At 63.8% G+C, this 18465-nt stretch carries 16 protein-coding genes; 7 read left to right on the plus strand and 9 right to left on the minus strand.

Translation table 11 applies throughout. The annotated features are described in order from the left end of the window. Nucleotides 1–468 precede the first annotated feature (468 nt). From TA3x_RS23175 to TA3x_RS23205, 7 genes are all read right to left on the minus strand, one after another. Nucleotides 469–1500 (minus strand): 6-phosphofructokinase, encoded by a 1032-nt coding sequence (locus TA3x_RS23175; RefSeq protein ID WP_435017045.1) that lies wholly within the window; start codon nucleotides 1498–1500, stop codon nucleotides 469–471. Nucleotides 1501–1651: 151 nt separating this feature from the next. Beyond that, the gene (locus TA3x_RS23180; RefSeq protein ID WP_435017046.1) at nucleotides 1652–2725 is read right to left on the minus strand and encodes a DHH family phosphoesterase; all 1074 of its coding nucleotides are present in this window, start codon (nucleotides 2723–2725) and stop codon (nucleotides 1652–1654) included. Nucleotides 2726–2818: 93 nt separating this feature from the next. Then, nucleotides 2819–3382, minus strand: a complete 564-nt coding sequence (locus TA3x_RS23185) for a hypothetical protein (RefSeq protein WP_435017047.1) — start codon at nucleotides 3380–3382, stop codon at nucleotides 2819–2821. 148 nt (nucleotides 3383–3530) lie between these two features. Beyond that, nucleotides 3531–3839 carry an antibiotic biosynthesis monooxygenase family protein gene (locus TA3x_RS23190; protein WP_435017048.1) on the minus strand — a complete coding sequence of 103 codons (309 nt, stop codon included), beginning with the start codon at nucleotides 3837–3839 and terminating at the stop codon, nucleotides 3531–3533. A gap of 39 nt (nucleotides 3840–3878) precedes the next feature. Beyond that, nucleotides 3879–4961 carry a tRNA 2-thiouridine(34) synthase MnmA gene (mnmA, locus tag TA3x_RS23195; RefSeq protein ID WP_435017049.1) on the minus strand — a complete coding sequence of 361 codons (1083 nt, stop codon included), beginning with the start codon at nucleotides 4959–4961 and terminating at the stop codon, nucleotides 3879–3881. A 146-nt stretch (nucleotides 4962–5107) separates the two neighbouring features. After that, nucleotides 5108–5518 carry a hypothetical protein gene (locus TA3x_RS23200; protein ID WP_435017050.1) on the minus strand — a complete coding sequence of 137 codons (411 nt, stop codon included), beginning with the start codon at nucleotides 5516–5518 and terminating at the stop codon, nucleotides 5108–5110. A gap of 135 nt (nucleotides 5519–5653) precedes the next feature. Continuing rightward, nucleotides 5654–9019, minus strand: a complete 3366-nt coding sequence (locus TA3x_RS23205) for a hypothetical protein (RefSeq protein ID WP_435017051.1) — start codon at nucleotides 9017–9019, stop codon at nucleotides 5654–5656. Nucleotides 9020–9754: 735 nt separating this feature from the next. Here TA3x_RS23205 and TA3x_RS23210 point away from each other — a divergent pair. Beyond that, the gene (locus TA3x_RS23210) at nucleotides 9755–10198 is read left to right on the plus strand and encodes a methyltransferase family protein (protein WP_435017052.1); all 444 of its coding nucleotides are present in this window, start codon (nucleotides 9755–9757) and stop codon (nucleotides 10196–10198) included. Nucleotides 10199–10225: 27 nt separating this feature from the next. Here TA3x_RS23210 and TA3x_RS23215 read toward each other — a convergent pair whose 3' ends face one another. Together TA3x_RS23215 and TA3x_RS23220 are read right to left on the minus strand one after the other, a co-directional pair. Beyond that, nucleotides 10226–10570, minus strand: a complete 345-nt coding sequence (locus TA3x_RS23215; protein ID WP_435017053.1) for a hypothetical protein — start codon at nucleotides 10568–10570, stop codon at nucleotides 10226–10228. After that, on the minus strand, nucleotides 10567–11658 hold the full coding sequence (locus tag TA3x_RS23220; protein ID WP_435017054.1) for a YheT family hydrolase: 1092 nt from the start codon (nucleotides 11656–11658) through the stop codon (nucleotides 10567–10569). Before TA3x_RS23220 ends, TA3x_RS23215 begins: the two co-directional genes overlap by 4 nt. Nucleotides 11659–11897: 239 nt before the next feature. On the opposite strand from TA3x_RS23220, the gene TA3x_RS23225 reads away from it, so the two are divergent. From TA3x_RS23225 to TA3x_RS23250, 6 genes are all read left to right on the plus strand, one after another. Next, nucleotides 11898–13466, plus strand: coding sequence for a B12-binding domain-containing radical SAM protein (locus TA3x_RS23225; RefSeq protein ID WP_435017055.1), 1569 nt, complete (start codon nucleotides 11898–11900; stop codon nucleotides 13464–13466). A gap of 69 nt (nucleotides 13467–13535) precedes the next feature. Beyond that, the gene (locus tag TA3x_RS23230; RefSeq protein WP_435017056.1) at nucleotides 13536–14531 is read left to right on the plus strand and encodes an ABC transporter ATP-binding protein; all 996 of its coding nucleotides are present in this window, start codon (nucleotides 13536–13538) and stop codon (nucleotides 14529–14531) included. Next, complete coding sequence (locus TA3x_RS23235) at nucleotides 14518–15432, plus strand: ABC transporter permease (RefSeq protein WP_435017057.1); 915 nt, start codon at nucleotides 14518–14520, stop codon at nucleotides 15430–15432. The genes TA3x_RS23230 and TA3x_RS23235 overlap by 14 nt, the downstream gene beginning before the upstream one ends. A gap of 39 nt (nucleotides 15433–15471) precedes the next feature. After that, nucleotides 15472–15891 carry a phosphatase domain-containing putative toxin gene (locus TA3x_RS23240; RefSeq protein WP_435017058.1) on the plus strand — a complete coding sequence of 140 codons (420 nt, stop codon included), beginning with the start codon at nucleotides 15472–15474 and terminating at the stop codon, nucleotides 15889–15891. 45 nt (nucleotides 15892–15936) lie between these two features. Beyond that, the gene (locus tag TA3x_RS23245) at nucleotides 15937–16743 is read left to right on the plus strand and encodes an ABC transporter permease (protein WP_435017059.1); all 807 of its coding nucleotides are present in this window, start codon (nucleotides 15937–15939) and stop codon (nucleotides 16741–16743) included. A 151-nt stretch (nucleotides 16744–16894) separates the two neighbouring features. Then, nucleotides 16895–18412: a vanadium-dependent haloperoxidase gene (locus TA3x_RS23250; protein WP_435017060.1), complete on the plus strand. Its 1518-nt coding sequence runs from the start codon at nucleotides 16895–16897 to the stop codon at nucleotides 18410–18412. The last annotated feature ends 53 nt before the right edge of the window (nucleotides 18413–18465 follow it).

An 18465-nucleotide genomic window follows, 5' to 3' on the forward strand; every position in this document is an offset into this window, starting at 1 on the left:
CACCCTGCTCATCCCGATCCTCCCACGCCGGCTCCCCTCAAGGGCCCGCTCACATGCGTGTGTCTGCTTGCAGACGATCGACCGAATTGTCAAAGAAGGGACCGGGAGAGCTTCCCCCCGACCCACGCGACCGCGGCTCGTCCGATGGACTCCCCGCGACCTTGCTTTTTCCACCCGCCCTGAGACGCAGCAAGCGACCCTCGCGGGCCGCCCTGTTCGAGGGCTTCGGTGGTGGTTGTCGCCGGTTTCACTCGCAAGTCATTCGCATGACTCGGTTTGTGTCGGCGACGAGTGAGATATTACCGGGAAGATGTCGCGAAGTCAATCACTTCGTTTTTTTCTTCTCGGCCCGCTCCGCGGCGACTCTCGCCCCCGCCTCGCGTCGTCGTCCCGTCTCACAGGCGACAAGGGCTATAATACCGGGGAGCTGGCCGAAGTCAACCACCTTTTCTCAGAAGACTTGAAATCTCAGCGGAAGAACTTCGAGGCTTCCTCGTAGTACTTGAGATCCAACGTCTTCGTCGCAGCAACGCCAGCCTCGAGCGTCGTCTCGATGATCTTGGTCCCCGAAAGGGCGACCATCGTGCCGAATTTCTTTTCCAGGACGAGCTTGGCGGCTCCGAGTCCGAGACGCGTTGCGAGGATTCGGTCATAGGCGCTCGGCGCACCTCCTCGTTGGAGGTGACCCAGCACGACGGCCCGTGTTTCGAACCCGGTCGCGTCCTCTACCATCTTGGCCACCACTTGGCCTACCCCGCCCAACCTGACATGACCGAATGCGTCGGTTTCGGCGGCAATCGTGCTCATCCCCTTATCGGGGAAGGTGGCACCTTCGGAGACGACGATGATGTTATAATTTTTCCCTTCGCTTCGACGGCGCTTGATGACCTCGACGAGGTGGTCGATGTTGATCGGAACCTCGGGCACGAGGATATAGTCGGCCGCGGTCGCGATACCCGAGAGGCATGCGATCCATCCGGCATGCCGGCCCATCGTCTCGACGACGATGATCCGCCGGTGGCTCTCGGCGGTCGTTCGAAGCCGATCCACTGCTTCCGTCACGATATTGAGGGCCGTATCGAAACCGAATGTGAAGTCGGTGACCATCAGGTCGTTGTCGATGGTCTTGGGTACACCGACCATCGGGAGCTGAAACTCTTTATGCAGTCGATGGGCGACGCCAAGCGTGTCGTCGCCGCCGATGGCGACGAGGGCATCGAGGCCGAGCTTCTTGAAATTCTCGCGGACTGCGGGGACATCCGTCTCTGCGTTCTTGAAGGGATTGGTCCGGGATGACCCGAGGATCGTCCCGCCGCGGGCCAGGATTCCGTCCGTCTCGGAAATCTCCAACGGGCGGCTGTTGCCGCGCACCAGCCCTTTCCAACCTTCGAGGATGCCGAGGCAAGACCCGCCATCATTGACGACGTCCTGGACCACCGCCCGAATCACCGCGTTGAGACCGGGGCAATCGCCGCCACCGGTCAGAAGACCAACTTTCATGGAGAGCATCCTGTAATGCAGGGCGATGTGAGCCATGCTCACGAAGTGGAGCGACCGTCCGCTCGGGACAATATGCCGAGGATTCGGCTCGAAAATAACAGAGATTCGACGGATGAACCAGCCATGCGTCGGGTCGTGTCGCGCCAACCGATCATGGAACCTGGATGGTCGGACTGGCTTCGAGCAGCCGATGGCCTCGCTGTTCATCCACTTCGAGTTTGGCGAGCAGGCGGTGACGGACCAAGGAGATGGCAGCCTCAACCGTCTCGGGTCGGGTGTCCGTCAAGGGTATCGCCCCTCCCGCCCGCTTGTCATGGCCTCCCGCCGTACCCCTCCCGTCGACGACTTCCCGGAGCACCTCGCCGGAGTGGCCTCCAAGATGCGCGGCCCGGATCGAAAGTTTGAGAAGGTTGTCGTAGAGGCCGATTGACAGGGCCCAGGTAACGCGATCGAATCGGATGAAGAAATCGGCCAATTCGGCGATGATGTCGGGCTGGGTGACGGTCCCGCACCAGCTCACCACGACGTCTCGATAGAGAAATGCGTTATTCAAGGCATGTTGGAAGGTGGCAAAGTGGCTCTGGGGTAGTTTAGGGTTTTTGATCCGGGCGAGCAGATCCTTGTCGGCACGCGGGAAGAGCCAGGTCAAAGATCCATCGTCGATCGGGCCGGCCTCCCGGGGATAGCCGGAAACCTCGGATTCGATCCCGTAGAGCAGGCTCGTCGCCAGCCGGGGCGAGACGCTGACGCCTTGCTCCAGCAGATAGCCGGTCACCATGGTGCTGGTGGCTCCGACCTTGTCGCGAATGTCGCGATACTTGACCCCACCGAGATCACCGCCGGTTTCGTGGTGATCGAGGACGGCAAGTGGCGTCTCCGATTCGCTGGCATGTCGGCCGGTGCGCGGCTGGGAATCGACCATCACTACGGCATCTTCAGGGCCGATGATGATCTGCTCGACCGGAACCAGCGGGATCGGCACCAACTCCACCATCGCCCGATTTTCGGCGCGGGCGATGATGCCATCGACGGTCATGATGACCGTCTTGCCTGGAAGGCGGTGCTCGACCAATGCTTTGAGGCCGAGCATGCTCGCCAAAGCATCCGGGTCGGGATTGACGTGGGAAACCAGCACGACGCGAGAATATGGAGCGACGGCCGCCAGGAACCTTTCGGAGCGATGGCGTCGGATCAAGGCGGATTCCGCATCGGATTCGACCATCATCGCGGACGATCCCCGGGCGTATCGGAAGTTTGGGCGGACGCTGCAGCACGGGTATCAAATCTCGTGCCTTAGACCCACCGAGCTTACGACAGCTTACCCCGGCGATCCAGTCCCATCATTGGACGTGGGCAACTCAGGCAGTTCGGCCGATGATTCCGATTCTGGCTTCGTCGCCGATTCAGGATCTGCAGTCGAAACACCGGCCAACCGGGCCTCGACGGACTGCAGAACGGAGCGGCTCATGGCAGGATCGCCGGATGTGTCGAACAGGACGCTGGCCTCGGAGCCGGCTTCCCCCTTGAGCTGGATCACGGCGGCGACGCGGTGGTTGTTGACCGTCTTGGCGGTGAGGGCAAAATTAACGTCACGACTCGGCGAATTCGGTCCGAGTGCCGCCTTCTGGTCGCGGGTCAAGGGGCGAGAGCCCCGTGATCGCGGCTCGGCCACAAGCGACACATCTTTATAGAATGGGTCGGAGGCCAAGACGTCGCGCATTGCCTGCGCAACGCGGAAAGCGGGAAGTGAGAAGGATTGATTGACCGCATAGGGATTCGGCTCAACGATCCCCGGGAAATTGCGACCGCCCGGCATCAGTCCGCATCCCGTCGCGAACCAACAAATGGCCATCAGGCCGGGGACGAGAGCTTCCTTGCGCATCGTCCAATTCCCTCACGCGTATTAGATTGACAAGATCTGGGTCCGTCCCATTTCTCCGCGCGGCAGGTTAGGGCTTCCAGGGATCTGGGTCAACACGGTTATCGGGGACGACATCGCCGGTGTCGTACCGTACGACCATCAACGGGATTCACCCCGGGCGGCCGATCTCTTCAGAACGGGGATAGATCTTGTGGCGGGGCGGATGGCGGAGGACCGTTTCGCGACCCCAGGCCGTGACGGATCGGAAGGCCTCCGATCGGATGAACGCCTGGAACGCTTCGGGATCATCCCATTCGCTCAAGATGGCGAACGAGTCCGGGTCGTCGACGCGTTGATACAGGAAACTGGATTTGTGCCCTGGTCCGGTCTTGAGCGCCTGGACGACCTCCTCGAACTTGGCGCGAAACCGCGGTCCCTCGCCGGGAAGGACGTCGTAGTACAAACCGACCGTCACCATGTCGCGAACTCCGAGATCGGGCGAGTACGGGTCGAGCCGTCACTCAACCTCCAGGCCACCATCGATCCACCCGCCGCCCAGGACGACATCCTCTTGATAAACAGCGACGACCTGTCCGGGAGTTACGGCTGCTTGAGGGATGTCGAAGAGGATCCGAGCTCGACCTCCATCGATCGGCTCGACAGTGGCGGGCACGGCCCGATGATGGGCCCGAATTTGTGCCAAACAGCGTGTGGGCCCTGCCGGAGTCTCTTCATGCCAGAGGAATCGTGAGGCAATCAACCCTGGCTTGTCCAATGAGGCACGACGGCCCACCGTGATTGTGTGGCTGGCGGGCTCGATCTGAACGACATAACGGGGTTCGCCCACGGCGACTCCGAGCCCTCGTCGCTGACCGATCGTGTAGCCTTCGATCCCGTCGTGCAGCCCGAGTGTCGTTCCATCTTCATCGATGATGGTCCCCGGGGTTGTCGCGCCCGGTCGGCGACCACGGACGAATCCGAGGTAATCATCATCGGGGACGAAGCAGATTTCCTGGCTATCCGGCTTGTCATGGACGGGCAGTTCCTTGGCCCGTGCCAGATCCCGGATCTCTGCCTTGGTGTAATGCCCCACTGGAAGGAGAACATAGGGCAGCAATTCTCGCCGGAGCCCGAACAGGACGTAGGATTGATCCTTCGAGGAATCGACCCCGCGTACAACCCTCGGTGTCCCTTGCGGGCCCGGCATCATCCGGGCGTAATGGCCCGTGGCGACGAAATCGGCACCGACTTGCTGTCCATACGCCCAAAGCTTTCCGAACTTCAACCAGATGTTGCACATGACGCACGGGTTGGGCGTTCGACCGCCGAGATACTCGTCGGCAAACTGATCCATGATCCGGGCGAAATCCGCCTCGAAGTCCAGGGCATAGAACGGAATGTCGAGGCGATCGGCGACGTTGCGAGCATCGATGGCATCGGTCGCGCTGCAGCACGTCTTGGCACGACGGTCGAGCGAATCGCCGTGCGCGCCGGTGCGCATGAACAGACCGATGACCTCATGGCCTTCCTCTTTGAGGAGGTGTGCCGCCACGGAGCTATCCACCCCCCCGCTCATCGCCAGGACGACCCGTCCAGCCATCAGTCATGCCTCGTCATCACTCGATCCACAACGTCGCCGCCTCCAGGATAGACGCATCTTGGAAGAGACGGCAAGGTGAGTCGCGCGAATACGCTTTCGCCACCCTCCTTGCCGATCTTGATCCGATGAAGTCGACGTCACAGCCTTCAAGGTTGCTGATTCGTACCGGGTCCGGCCGCACCCGGCGTCGGCTTCGCCCCTTCCGTGGTGGCATCCGAGCCGGCCCCCGACTTGGACCCGCTGGTCTGCCCGGAGTTCGTGTCGCCGGACGGAGGGGCCCCGGGGGCGGGCGACACGGGAGGAGCCGCCCCGGCCCCTCCGCCGCCGTAGGGAGTGCTCGCGTCGGCCGTGGCCGAGCCGTCGTGCGCATTTTCCTTCTTGAGCTTGTTGACGTCGTCGGCCGCGCCGATGTCACCCTGGTTGGTGACGGGGGCGACATTGTCGACCCGAGTGCCGCCGCGGGTCTCGGTCTCGTTCATCTTCTCTCCGCCGCAACCCGCCGCCCCGAGGGCGAAGAACAGCGAGAGCGGGGCCAGGCTTCGTGTGATTCGGAACATTGTCTTCGTTGCTCCTGGTATCGGTCGAGGGATTTGCCAGGCGAAGCAAAGATCGCCCTTCACCCTCTTCTGATGGAGATCAGGGCAAATGGCGATCCAATCGTCGGCGAATGGAGCACCAAACTCGTAAACCGATCAAGGAGGCGCAAGGCCTCTGCGTTGCGCCTTCCGTTCCATCCGCCTGGCCTTCCTCTCCTCGGGTGACGGACGCGGCTCGGGAGCGTCCTCGGCGGTGTCTCGGGGCCGGGCCAATCCTTTCAGGAGTTCGATGGCCCCTCGGGTTGCCCCCCGTGTAATCAGGGACTGACCAAGGTCTTTGAGGTGGGCGGCGAGGGCTTCTCGATCGAGCTCGGGCCGGTCCAAATTCCCGCGAATCGGGAGCGAGACACGCGTCCCTCCGGCGATATCAGCGAGCATGGCATACTCGCCAAACATCGCCGGTGTCATCGGGAGGATCGCCGTCAAGGATAGGCTGCGGTCGAAACCAACCCAACCTTCGATCTCGACGCGAGACAGTTCTCCGATCGGGATCGCCAGGCCTCTCTGATTGACCCGTCCATCAGCGATGGTCAGCGTGATGGGTTGGTCGAGCCGAAGCCGAGTCTCCTGGCGGCCCGTGGCGCGGATCAACTGGTCGGCCAGGGGTCCGGGGGTGAACTCGACGTCGGCAAACTCCACCTCACCTTCAAGCCGAGTGGCCTTCGCTCGCCCCGCCAACAGGGGGATTTCGGCATGGTCAAGATCGACGCTGACCCGTCCGGTGGCCGTGGTCGCCCCTTCGAGGACCGGGGCGACGAAGGCCAGGACCCGACGCGATACCTCATCGTTGATCCGGGCGTCTCGGATCGTGGAATTCTTGCCGAACCGAAGCGAAGGCCCGTCCGGCCCCTCCCAGTCCAGTTCCGGCTCCAACCGGAGATGACCCTGGTTGAGCGTTGTCGAGATCGGTTCCACGGACATCCGGCCGGCCCTCGCGTGCATGAGGACCGCGGCCGGGCCGAGCTTCATGCCGTACACATCGGCCGATTCCAGATCGAGACCCAGGTCGCCTTCGAGATCGGAAGGCCACCCCCGCTCGAACGACCCCGAGACCTGGAAGGGCCGTCCCCGACCGGCCACCTTCGCCCCGGATTCCACGTTGGCTTCGAGCCAGGCATTCATCGCAGCGACATCGGGAGCGATCGAGCCTTTCAGATCGAATCGACGACGCGTGGAAAGATCCTCGACCCGGCCCGAAGCGTCCAGGACGCCGAAGGCAGAGGCCAGTGTCACTTCGGCCAGTTCGATGCGGTCGGCCTGCGGATTGAATCGTCCCTGGACCATCGCGGTGGTCGCGCGAGAGAACGTTGCCCCGGGCGATCCTAGAGCGAATTTTGCGGCCAGATCGACCCCCGTGCCATCGCCTTCGATCTCAACGAGACCGGACCATTGGCGATCGGGACCTGTGCCTGAACTCGGTTGTCCCGATCGGCCGGCCAGATGACCGACCAGGTTGGCCGAGGCGTGGAGATGGGCAAGTCCCCGGCCGATCCCCGAAATCGTCATCCCCTCGGGTGCCAGACCAATCCAATTCGGGTGGGGAGTGTCGGGGCCCGGACGAAGCCTGAGCGTGCCCTCGTCGTGCTCATATCGGCCGACCGCGACGACCGACAGGGGGGCCGAGCGATCCCCTCGGTCGACGACCAGCGAAACGGGCGCGATGTCCAGAGCCTGACGATCGGCGAGCCAGACCGCTTGAAGATCGACGTCGCATCGGGCGGAACGGTTGCCGGCATCGATCGGAATCGAAACGTGCGCCGACATCCGTCGGGATGGCAACCCTTGGGGGGATCCTTCATCCGACGCGGGCAGCATGAAGCTCGCCGACTCCCCGGCTGACGAGACCGCAAGATGAGCCTGTCGGATCTGCCAGCCGTCCTCAAGCCGTGCATCGATCCGGCCCTCGACGGTGACATCATCCCGGCGGATCGGTGAGGCGAGGAGACCATCGACCCGCAGGTTACCGATCTTGGCTTCGAGGTTCGCGTCGAGTCCCTTGTGCTCGAAGCGGAGATGTCCCTTCACCTCGGCGTGTCCCGCAAATCCGTAGTCGCCCAAATCCACCCACTGGCCGAGTTGTCGGTGCAGTTCGCCGAGGTCTGCCGACCCTTCGAGGGCCATCGAATCAAAACCGATCGGGCGGGTGGTGGGCGACGTCTCGTCGATCACGTTTTGGGCCCGGCCCGACATTTCCAGGAACGGGGTTTTGATGCCGATCCGGTCGAGGCGAGCCCACTGATCCGCTGTTGAACGAGGCCTGAGAACGGTCAGCGAGGCCGAAAGACTGGCAGAATCGCGGATGCTGAGCTGTCGATCTCCATCATGGCCGGCAAGGTCGCCGAGTCGCGCCTCGGCATCCCAGATCATCCCCTCCGGACCTGGGGTTGCATCCATTTCGAGGCGGGCCGTGCCTCGTTCGAGGACCAATCCTTCCCGCAAGCCCAGCGTCCGGGGAATCTGTGCCGCGATGGCGGCGAGATCGAGGCGTCCCGTGATCCGTTTCCGGCCATTGGGGTCCAAAGACCCTTCGGCCTTGAGGTCTCCGAATCCGCCCGTGACATCCAGTCGGCGAATCGCCCAGCCTTCCGAAGCCTGTTCCAGGTCCCAGCCGGCGTCCACGCGGTCGAGGTCGAGGACGTCGCCATGAAGGGCATCGCCCCGGACTGCAACGCCGAGCAACTGGGTGTCGCCGAGGAGATGCCAGAGGTCGCGACGCCGGATCACGTCGACGCTCCCATCAAAGTGGCCGGATAGGTCCACTCCCCCCGAGCGGACGGCGAATGGCCATCGACGGCCGCGCAAGTCGAGTCGGATCTCGGGGAGTCCACCCCGGTCGCCCGTCGTCTTCCACCGGTCCAGCGAACCACCAGCCACGAGCGAGGCATCGCCCAACTCAAGACTCAGAGTGCCGGTGATCGGATCGGGGGCGGCGGGGAGGCGGAGCGAGAGCTGGACCCGGTCGGCGGTCGCCGGCACGGTCAGATCCGGATCGCGATAGCGGAGGGTGCCGCGGGTGATCTTGATCGTCAGGTCACGCCGGGGGTCGGGATGTTCGATCAAGGAGGCCAGGGCTCGGCCAAGGTTGATCGTCCCGTCGGCGGAGCGTTCGATATCCAGGGCCGCATCGGCGAGCGTGAGCGTCGCCCCCCTCAAGCCCCCGGTCCACAGGTGCCACAGGCCTCGATCCAGCGTGGCCGAAGGGGTGGCAACGACTACCGCCCCTTTCGGATCGAGGAGGGTCACGCGTTCCAACCGGATGGGCCCCGACCAGCCGAGTTGCAACGCCCCCACTTCGAGGAAGCCGGGCGCGAGCACCTGGTTGATCTTCCCGACGATTCGAGACTTGGCCGCCCGCGTGCTCAGAAGCGACGGCAGGGCCAGGACGAATGCCAGGAGTATGGCCGAGGCGATCATCGCTGCGATCAGCACGCGACGCTTCAGCGGACGCCGGGGGTACATCATACCAGGGGACTCCCGAGCACCAAATCGCCGATGCCACCCACTACGCAGGGCCCGACTGCTCGGGCCGTATGATGTGCAACCATGATACCCAAAGTCCCGGCCGATGCGACTTCGCCTCGGCTCGACTCACGACGATCTGGATCGAGTAGGGGCGGCGAATCGTCGGCTGTTCGTGGGGCGGTCAGGGCCCGGGAAGCTTGAACGTCACGCCCGGTCGGACAACAAGGCCTGGAGGTCAATCGCTCGGGAGAGGTTGATATTGTCCTTGACCTCGGGCCCTGAGCTTCATCGAATCGGAAGGAGATTGCCGGCCGTCAGAGAGGCCTCCGCGTGATACCCTTGCTCTCAAGGCGACAATGGGTTCGATTACTCCTTGGCATGCCCCAGTATGGCAGGTCATGAAAGGCCGGGGCCATCGATCCTGAGTGCTTCTGCAAGGCCGTCGCTCAGGCTTTCGTCACCCCGGAGGGACCCTGAGCGCGACCCCGGCAACTTTCCCAGGAGGTCAACATCACTCCTCGCTGGCCGAGCCCTGGCCTCTTCCTCATCACCGCGATCGCCATCGCGTCTTTCTTCGGGCTGGCAATCCTGGCCTGGGGCAACCTCGACGACTTTTTCAGCAATCCCCTTCGGATCGCGGGGGTCATGGTCATCGCCCTGGCGGCGATCGCATCCCTATTCACAGGGATCCACCTGGGCGGTTGCGTGCGATCCGATTCGCACGGTCAATGGCGATTGATCCCGCTTGCGGTGATCAGCCTGGCCCTGGCATGGTGGCCCCCCTATGCGGATCGTCGCGACCTGCTGACGATCGATGGCCAGGGTTGCCGGATGCTGGGGCTCGTCGGACTCGTCCTCGGGGCCATCCTGCGAGTCGGTCCCATGTTCCTCCTGGGCGATCGATTCACCTGGCCACTGGCCTCGCAGAGGGATCATGGGCTCCACACGTCGGGTTTCTACCGGGTCGTCCGGCATCCGAGCTACTGCGGCGCCGTGGTCGGGGGCGTCGGATGGGTCTTGTTGTTCCGGTGCATGACCGGCCTCATCCTGGTGGCGTTGCTGTTTCCATTCTTCTTACCGGTCATCCGGGCGGAGGAAAGGCTCCTGGATGAGGAATTCGGAAATGCTTATCGCGACTATCAAGGCAGGACATGGAAATTGATACCCTACCTCTATTGATCGACTCCCTGTCCCGCCCGAGGAGGATCAGGCGTCGTCGGGCTTGCTTTCCGCAGAAGGCTGCTGGGCCACTTTTTTGGCGCGGGGTTTCCGCTTCTTGGGTGCAGGCTTGATCGCTGGAGGGATGGGCGGGGGCATCATGGCCATCTCGTCGAACGTATCCGCCGACTGTTCCAACTGGGCCACCAGAAGGCTCAGGAAATGGAGCCGAGTCCCCTGAGACTCCAGGAACTCATTGAACAGAAATCCTCCCTCCAGCAAGTCTTCCTGCTGTTCGAGGACATCTTCGGCCAGGTCGCCGACCAGGAGATCGCGACCCTTCATGAGGACCTGGATGGCGGCGCGATATTTATTGAAGGTTGTGTCGTTCATGATCTTCCAACCTCCGGAGTGGAATGAATTTGGCCGGAATCGTCTCGGTGCGCCGTCGATCGACCGAGCGGCCAACGTTCAGCGAGCCATGCAAGGATGCGAGCATCGAGCCAGCGGCGGTCACCTTTCCAGCGGTTGCGACTTAAGTACCCCAGATGACCACCATGAGGAATCAATTCCAATGCCAAATGCGGAGGAAACGCGAGCTGCAAAAACGGGTCAGCGGGGATGAAAGGATCATCTTCCGCATGGATCACCAGGCCAGGCAAGGTGATCCGTGGCACCAATGGACCCGCACTGGATCGGGCGTAATAGTCCGAGGCGTCGGCAAAACCGTTCCTGGGGGCGGTGTAGTGGTCGTCGAAATCGAGCAGGCTGGAGGCCGACGACAGATCGATCGGGCCCAGTTCCGGAAATGCGTCGTGGAGACGAGACACCTCGGCGCAGAGCAATCGGAGGAACGCCCGATCGTAGACTCGATTCCCGGGCCGGTTGATGAACCGGCAGCAAGCATCGAGATCGAGCGGTGGATTGGCGGCGACCAAACAATCGAGCCCGGGAAGCGGATCGTCGGCCGCCTCTCCGGCCAACTTCAGGACCAGATTGGCCCCGAGCGAGAAGCCGACGAGCCCGATTGGCGAATCGGGCGAATGCTCGGCCAGCCAGGAGACCACGGAGCGGAGATCCTCGGTCTTGCCGCTATGGTAGAAACGACGAGCTGCGCCGAATCCTGCGCCGGCCCCCCTCAGATTCATCCGCACCACCCGGACACCGCGGTCGAAGAGCTTCTTGGCCACACGGACCACGTAGGGAGACCGGGCCGTGCCGCCGAGTCCATGGATCAGGATCGCGGCGGGATCGCCGGCAGCCCAGAGCGGAGGGCAAGACTCCAGGATGCTGATCCGATCGCCATCCTCGACCTCGACCTCGACGTAACTGGATGCGATCCGAGCCCGCGGATAAGGCCAGTACCGCGCGATGATCGTCTGGGCGTGAGGACCCCGGAGCCAATGGGGGGGCTCGAACGGAGGCGGCGAACTGACATCGTCGCCTTCGTGGGCGAGCGGCATACGGGTCGCGGTCGTCATGCGATCGGCGGGCTCCATCGCGAGGCCCGGCTGGTGTCCAGATGAATCCTGATTTTAACCACCTCTCCCCCCCGGCGTCGAGAGCGCGTCCGGACGCGTGTCCTCGGAGTTGAATCGAGGCCCGGTTTCGTTCGCGACCGCGATTCGTTTATGATGGAGATCCATCGCAGGGTCGACTCGCGTCGCGAAGCGAGGCATGGCCGCGGGCCCGCACTCCCAAGAAGGAATCAGGATCTCGCATGGCCGACATCGTCTTGATCAACCCGCGGTTCGAAGTCTCCTACTGGGGCATGGAACATGCCCTGCCGTTCATGGGGAAGCGGGCCAACCTGCCCGTGGCCTGCCTCCCCCTGCTGGCGGCGCTCACTCCCGAGGGGGAGGGGCACACCATCACCCTGATGGACGAGAACGTCGAGGCGATCAACTTCGAGCGTTGCGCCCGGGCGGATATCATCGGCGTGACGGGAATGAGCGTCCAGCGCTTCCGGATGAAGGAAGTCCTGGCCGAGCTCAAGCGGCGGGGCTGCTTCACGGTGGTCGGAGGGCCGCTGGTCACGGTCCAGGAAGATTACTTCGAGGGCCTGACCGATGTCATCTTCGTCGGCGAGGCCGAAGAAACCTGGCCGCAATTCCTCCGCGAGTGGAAGCAAGGGCTGCACCAGGTCCGCTACGAGCAACTCGAAAAGACCGACATGACGAAGCTGCCGACCCCGCGCTTCGACCTCCTGAAGATGCGGCACTATGCCTTCGGCAGCCTCCAGTTCTCGCGCGGCTGCCCGTTCCAGTGCGAATTCTGCGACATCATCGTGACGTTCGGCCGCCGGCCCCGGCTCAAGACCACCGACCAGGTGCTCGCCGAGATCGATGCCCTCTGGGCGCAGAAGATGCGCATCGTGTTCATCGTCGACGACAACCTGATCGGCAACAAGAAGGCGATCAAGGAAGTCCTCCGCGCCGTCGCGGCCTGGCAGGAGCGGCACGGCTACCCGATCACGTTCTTCACCGAGGCCTCGATCGACCTCGCCGACGACCCCGAGCTGATGGCCCTGATGCTGGAAGCCAACATCATCGCCACCTTCATCGGGATCGAGAGCCCCAACGAGGCGTCGCTCCGCGAGACCAAGAAGTTCCAGAACGTCCGGTCGGGCGGGACGATGCTGGAGAAGGTCCACCGGATCCAGGACGCCGGGATCGAGGTCTGGTGCGGGATGATCATGGGCTTCGACAACGACGACGAGACGATCTTCGACGCCCAGATCGAGTTCATCAAGGAAGCCCGGATCGCCCACTCGATGTCGGGCATGCTCTACGCCATCGCCAAGACCCCGCTCCACGCCCGGCTCGCCGAGGAGGGGCGGCTGGACTACTCAGACCAGCCCGAGTTCGGCACCAACGTCATCCCCTTGAAGATCAGCCGCGAGGAACTCCGGAACGGCTACGTCAAGGTGATGACCGAGTTGTACCAGCCCGATGCCTACTTCGACCGGATCGAAGACCTCTGGATCAAGGGGAAGTTCCACATCGGCGCGGGGCGGGAACGCTACTGGAAGAAGCACCCGCTCCAGAAACTCAAGATGGAGACGATCTGGGCGGTCCAGGCGATCGGCCTCTTCGCCCGACTGATGAGCGGCATCCCCGAAGCCCACCTGCGGAAGGAATATCGTAAGAGGCTTTGGCGCTACCTCAAATTCCGTCGCAACCCGGGGATGCTCTTCACCTACATGGTCAAGATCGCCCAGCATTACCACGCCTACACGATGGCCACCCAGATGGCCAGCGGGCGGACCCAGGTGTATAACTCTTACTGACCGATCGGGGGGGCGCCACGCCGTCGTCCGCCCCTTCGATCCCCTCCACGGACCCGGGCGGGACGAACTTTGCCACCGATCATCGAGGCCGACGGACTGACCAAGACCTATCGCGTCGCCCAGAAGAAAGAGGGGCTGCTCGGGTCGATCCGGGGGCTCGTCCACCGCGAATACAAGGAAGTGAAGGCCGTCGGCGGCGTCAGCTTCCGGATCGAGCCCGGCGAGATGGTCGCCTTCCTCGGGCCCAACGGCGCGGGGAAGACGACGACCCTCAAGATGCTCTCCGGCCTGATCTACCCGTCGGGGGGCACGGCGAAGGTCCTGGGCTATACCCCCTCCGACCGGGTCGATGCCTTCCGCCGCCAGTTCGCGCTCGTCATGGGCCAGAAGAATCAGCTCTGGTGGGACTTGCCCGCAGCCGACAGCTTCGAGCTGCACCGCGAGATCTACTCGCTCCCCACGGCCGAGTTCCGCAAGACCCTCAACGAGCTGACCGAGTTGCTGGATGTCGCGCGGCTGACCCGGCAGGCCGTCCGCGAACTCTCGCTCGGCGAGCGGATGAAGATGGAGCTGATCGCCGCCCTGCTCCACCAGCCTCGACTTTTGCTCCTCGACGAGCCGACCATCGGCCTGGACGTGGTGGCCCAGGTGGCGATCCAGAAGTGCCTGCGGGATTACCACGCCCGTCGCGGCGTGACCATGATCCTGACCAGCCACTACATGCGCGACGTCGAGGCCCTGTGCGACCGCGTCCTGGTCATCACCCACGGGACTTTGGTCCATGACGGCCCGCTCAAGGAGCTGACCGAGAAGTTCGGGCGATCGAAGCTGGTCAAGCTCCAGTTCGCCGACAATGTCCCCGAGGGGCTGGAACGCTTCGGCGAGGTGACCCGCCGCGAAGGCCCCTCGGTCGACCTGAAGGTCGATCGCTCCCGGGTCGGCGAGATCCTCGGGGCGATCCTCGACCTTTCCGCCGTGGCCGACGTCAGCGTGCAGGACCCGCCCCTGGAACAGACCATCGCCCGCGTCTTCGAGGAGGGCCGTCCCACCCATGACGCCGCCTGACGTCGCAGCCATCGCATCGCCCGACATCCTCTCGGGCGATTTCGGCCACGAAGCCCCCTTTCCTGCCCGACGCGTCCAGCGGGGGCCGCTGGCGATCGCTCGCAAATACGGGAAGATCCTCCGCGCCTCGCTGGTCGAGCGGATGGCCTATCGCGGCGATTTCCTGTTCGGGACGATCCTCCGCTTCCTGCCGATGATCACGACCATCCTGCTCTGGAAGGCCGTCTATCAGGGGTCGGGCAAGGACTCGATGGCCGGGTTCAAGTACGACGAGATGATCGCCTATCTCCTCCTGGTCAACATCAGCCGGATGTTCTCCAGCATGCCCAACCTGGCCGGCGGGATCGCCCGCGACATCCGCGAAGGAACGCTCAAACGCTATCTGGTCCAGCCCATCGACATGATCGGCTACCTGATCTCCTATCGGATCGCCCACAAGCTAGCCTACATCGTCACGTCGGCCATCCCCTACGCCCTCCTGTTCTTCGTCTGCCGGGGCTACTTCACCCACCTGCCCGACGCACCGACGTTCGCGGCCTTCTTGCTCTCGCTGATCCTCGCGTTCCTGGTCGGATTCTATTTCGAGACCTGCGTCGGGATGGTCGGCTTCTGGTTCCTGGAAGTCACATCGTTGCTCTACATCGTGATGACCCTGAACTTCTTCATCTCGGGCCAGATGTTCCCGCTCGACCTCCTGCCCGAGCCGTGGTCCTCGCTCTTGAAGTTCCTCCCGTTCCAGTACATGGCCTACTTCCCCGCCGTCGTGTTCCTGGGCAAGGCCCAGGGAGCCGACCTGGCCTGGGGGCTGGCCGCCGAGGCCGCCTGGGCCGTCGGCTTCATGTTCCTGGCCCGGTTCCTCTACCGGCTCGGTCTCAGGCGATACGGGGCGTATGGCGGATGAGTCGCCCGAGATCGGATCGGGACCCGGCGGAGTCGCGTCATGGAGCGGATCGGCCCGCATCGGCTCTGGATCGGCCACGCGGGCGATGTCCGGGATTTTGCGGCCCTCCATCGGGAGGGTATCGAAGTCGTCGTCCAGCTTGCGATCGAGGAGGTCCCCGCGACACTGCCCCGAGGATTCCTCGCCGCGAGCTTCCCCCTGATCGATGGGCCCGGCAATCGGCCCGAGATCCTCGATCTCGCGATCCGCTTCATCGGCGGCTCGATCCTACATCGCTTGCCGATCCTGGTCTCATGCGGCGCGGGCCTGAGCCGATCCCCGGCCCTCACGGCGGCGGCGATGGCCTGGGCCGGCGAAGGTTCCCCGGACGAATGCCTGGCTCATCTCTCGACCCATCGCCGAGCCGATGTCTCGCCCGGCCTCTGGTCGGAGGTCCGCCGCGCCATTCCGAATCGTTGAACGATCCTGGCTTCGTTTTTTTCACCGTCCCGGGACTCATCCGATATGGCCATCGCCCGATATTTCCGCTTGATCGGCAGCCTTGCTCGATACGGACTGGCGCGTGAGCTGGCATTCCGGGGCAACTTCCTCGTCAAGCTGTCGGTCGAGGTGATCTGGCTGGGGATCATGCTGTCGTTTTACGAGACCGTATACGGGCGGACGAACTCGATCGCCGGCTGGACCAAGCCCGAACTGCTCTTCTTCGTCGGCTGCTTCTTCATGCTCAATGGGCTGATCGAGACCCTGTTCCTGGAAAATTGCAACGAGTTCAGCGAGCTGGTCCGGACCGGCGATCTCGACTTCCTCCTGCTCCGGCCGATCGACGAGCAATTCCTGATCACCTGCCGCCGGTTCGACTGGGCGACGGCCCCCAACATCCTGATGGGGCTGGCCGTCATGGTCATCCAGCTCGTGAAGATGGGGTGGCAGTTCGACCCGACGCGGATCCTGGCCTTCGCGATCACCTTTTCGAGCGGGGCCCTGATCGCATACAGCCTGATGGTCACGCTGACCGCCACGTCGGTCTGGATGGTTCGCAACCAGAGTCTCATGGAGATGTGGTGGCTCTTTTCGAGCCTGGCCCGCTACCCCAAGCAGATCTTCCTGGGCACCCCGGCCGAGCCGATCGGATTTCTGTTCACCTTCATCCTGCCGATCCTGTTGGTGGTGAGCGTCCCGGCCGAGTCGATGGTCCGGACCCTCGACTGGCGGATGGTCGCTTTCACGACGGTGGCCGCGTTGCTCTGCGTGAAGGCGAGCCGAGCCTTCTTCCGGCATGCCCTGCGGTCCTACCGCAGCGCGAGCAGTTGAATCGATTTTTCCGATTCTGCTCAAGATCACGGTGATGGCAGTCCGATGATGAGGAGGAATGGAGTCGACCGGACCGCAACGGATCGCCGTCCCATCGGGCAAAGCTGCCCCTGGGATGATCCGTCCGCGCCCGGAACCCGGCGGGCCCGCCATGAATCGATGGTCCAAGTCTCCCGATCGTTCCAGGGATGCCCGCCGTCGGGCGGTCCGCCCCGCCATCGAAGGTCTGGAAGGCCGGATGCTCCTCTCCAAGGCCGGCTCCCCGGCGGCGGTGGCGCGGGCCCGGAATCAGAACAGCAACAGCCCGAACGTCCCGAAACTCGACACCCCGATCCCCGTGATCTACGACGGGATCTCCAGCGACAATGACCCGGCGAACACCGGGTATGTCCTTTCGCCCAAGGTGAAAATCACCGGGGCGATCACCGCCTACATGGGGACCGTCTGGCTGGGACGCGGCCCGCGCGGGCAATTCACCGAGTCGTTGGTCACCGAGCCGAGCGGGAAGTTCGAGTTCGACGTGACCGCCCGGCCCGGCGATAATGTGTACCGACTGCTCGCCGGCTCGACCAGCTTCCTCGGTGTGCCCGCCCAGTTCTCGGAGCCGAAGACGCTCCGCTTCGTCCTGGCCGACCCGGTGGTGGGATGGGATGCCATCGCCACCCGGGCTGTCGCGAATCAGCAACTCGCGGCCCCGGAGGCCGCCCGCGACCTGGCCACCCTCCATGTCGCCCAGTACGACGCGATCGCCTCGATCCGGTCGCCGAAAGCGGCGCTCCGCAACACCGTTGATGCACCCCGGGGTTCCTCCGAGGCCGCCGCCGCGACCGCGGCCGCATACAAGGTCCTCTCGGCCCTCTTCCCGGTGCAATCGTCCCTGTTCGACAAGAGCCTGGAGGCGGCGAAGGCGGGCTTGCCCGACACCAAGGCGACCCGCGACGGATTCGCGGTCGGAGAACAGGTGGCCGCCGCGACCCTCGCCTGGCGGGCCAAGGATGAGCTGGCCCCGTTCTCGATCAACTCGGCCTCCCGGGTCCTCCCCCCTCCCCCCCCTGCGATCGGCTCGGCGGCCTTCGACGCAGCCCTGGTCGAGGTCCGCTCCCTGGGTGGGGTCGTCAGTAATGCTCGCACCGATCGTCAGACCCTGACGGCCAAATTCTGGGATGACGGCGTCGGGACCTCGACCAACCCAGGAATGTGGAACCAGGCCGCCCAGCGCCTGGCCTCCAAGCAGAAAACCTCGCTCTGGAAGAACGCCCGGACGTTCGCGATGCTCGACATGGCGATGGCCGACGCCGGGATCGTCTCCGAGGTCGCGAAGGCCACATACGGCACGCCCCGACCCGAGACCGTGATCCGGCAGTCCGACCCGGCGTTCGCCTCGCTCCTTCCGACGCCCACCGAACCCTCCTACAACTCGGATCAGGCCGCCTATGCCTCGGTCGCCTCGGCCATCCTCGGTTCGGCGTTCGGCCAGAAGGAACTGGTGACGATCTCATCGGTCCCGCTCAACTCGTCGCGGAACTACGCGAACGTGTCGCTGGCGGCTAGCGATGCGGCGAACAGTGGCATCTACGGTGGCGTCCAGTACAGCTTCGACGTTTCGGCCGGGACGAAACTCGGCGAACAGGTGGCCAAATCCGTTGTCTCCGATTTCCCGGCCGGTTGAGGAGACGGATTCGCATCCGCCCCCTTGGACGGGTGGACTTCCCGGGCGACAAT

This window comes from Tundrisphaera macrotermitis (genome assembly GCF_051175315.1).
In the GTDB taxonomy this organism is placed as follows: Bacteria; Planctomycetota; Planctomycetia; order Isosphaerales; family Isosphaeraceae; genus Tundrisphaera.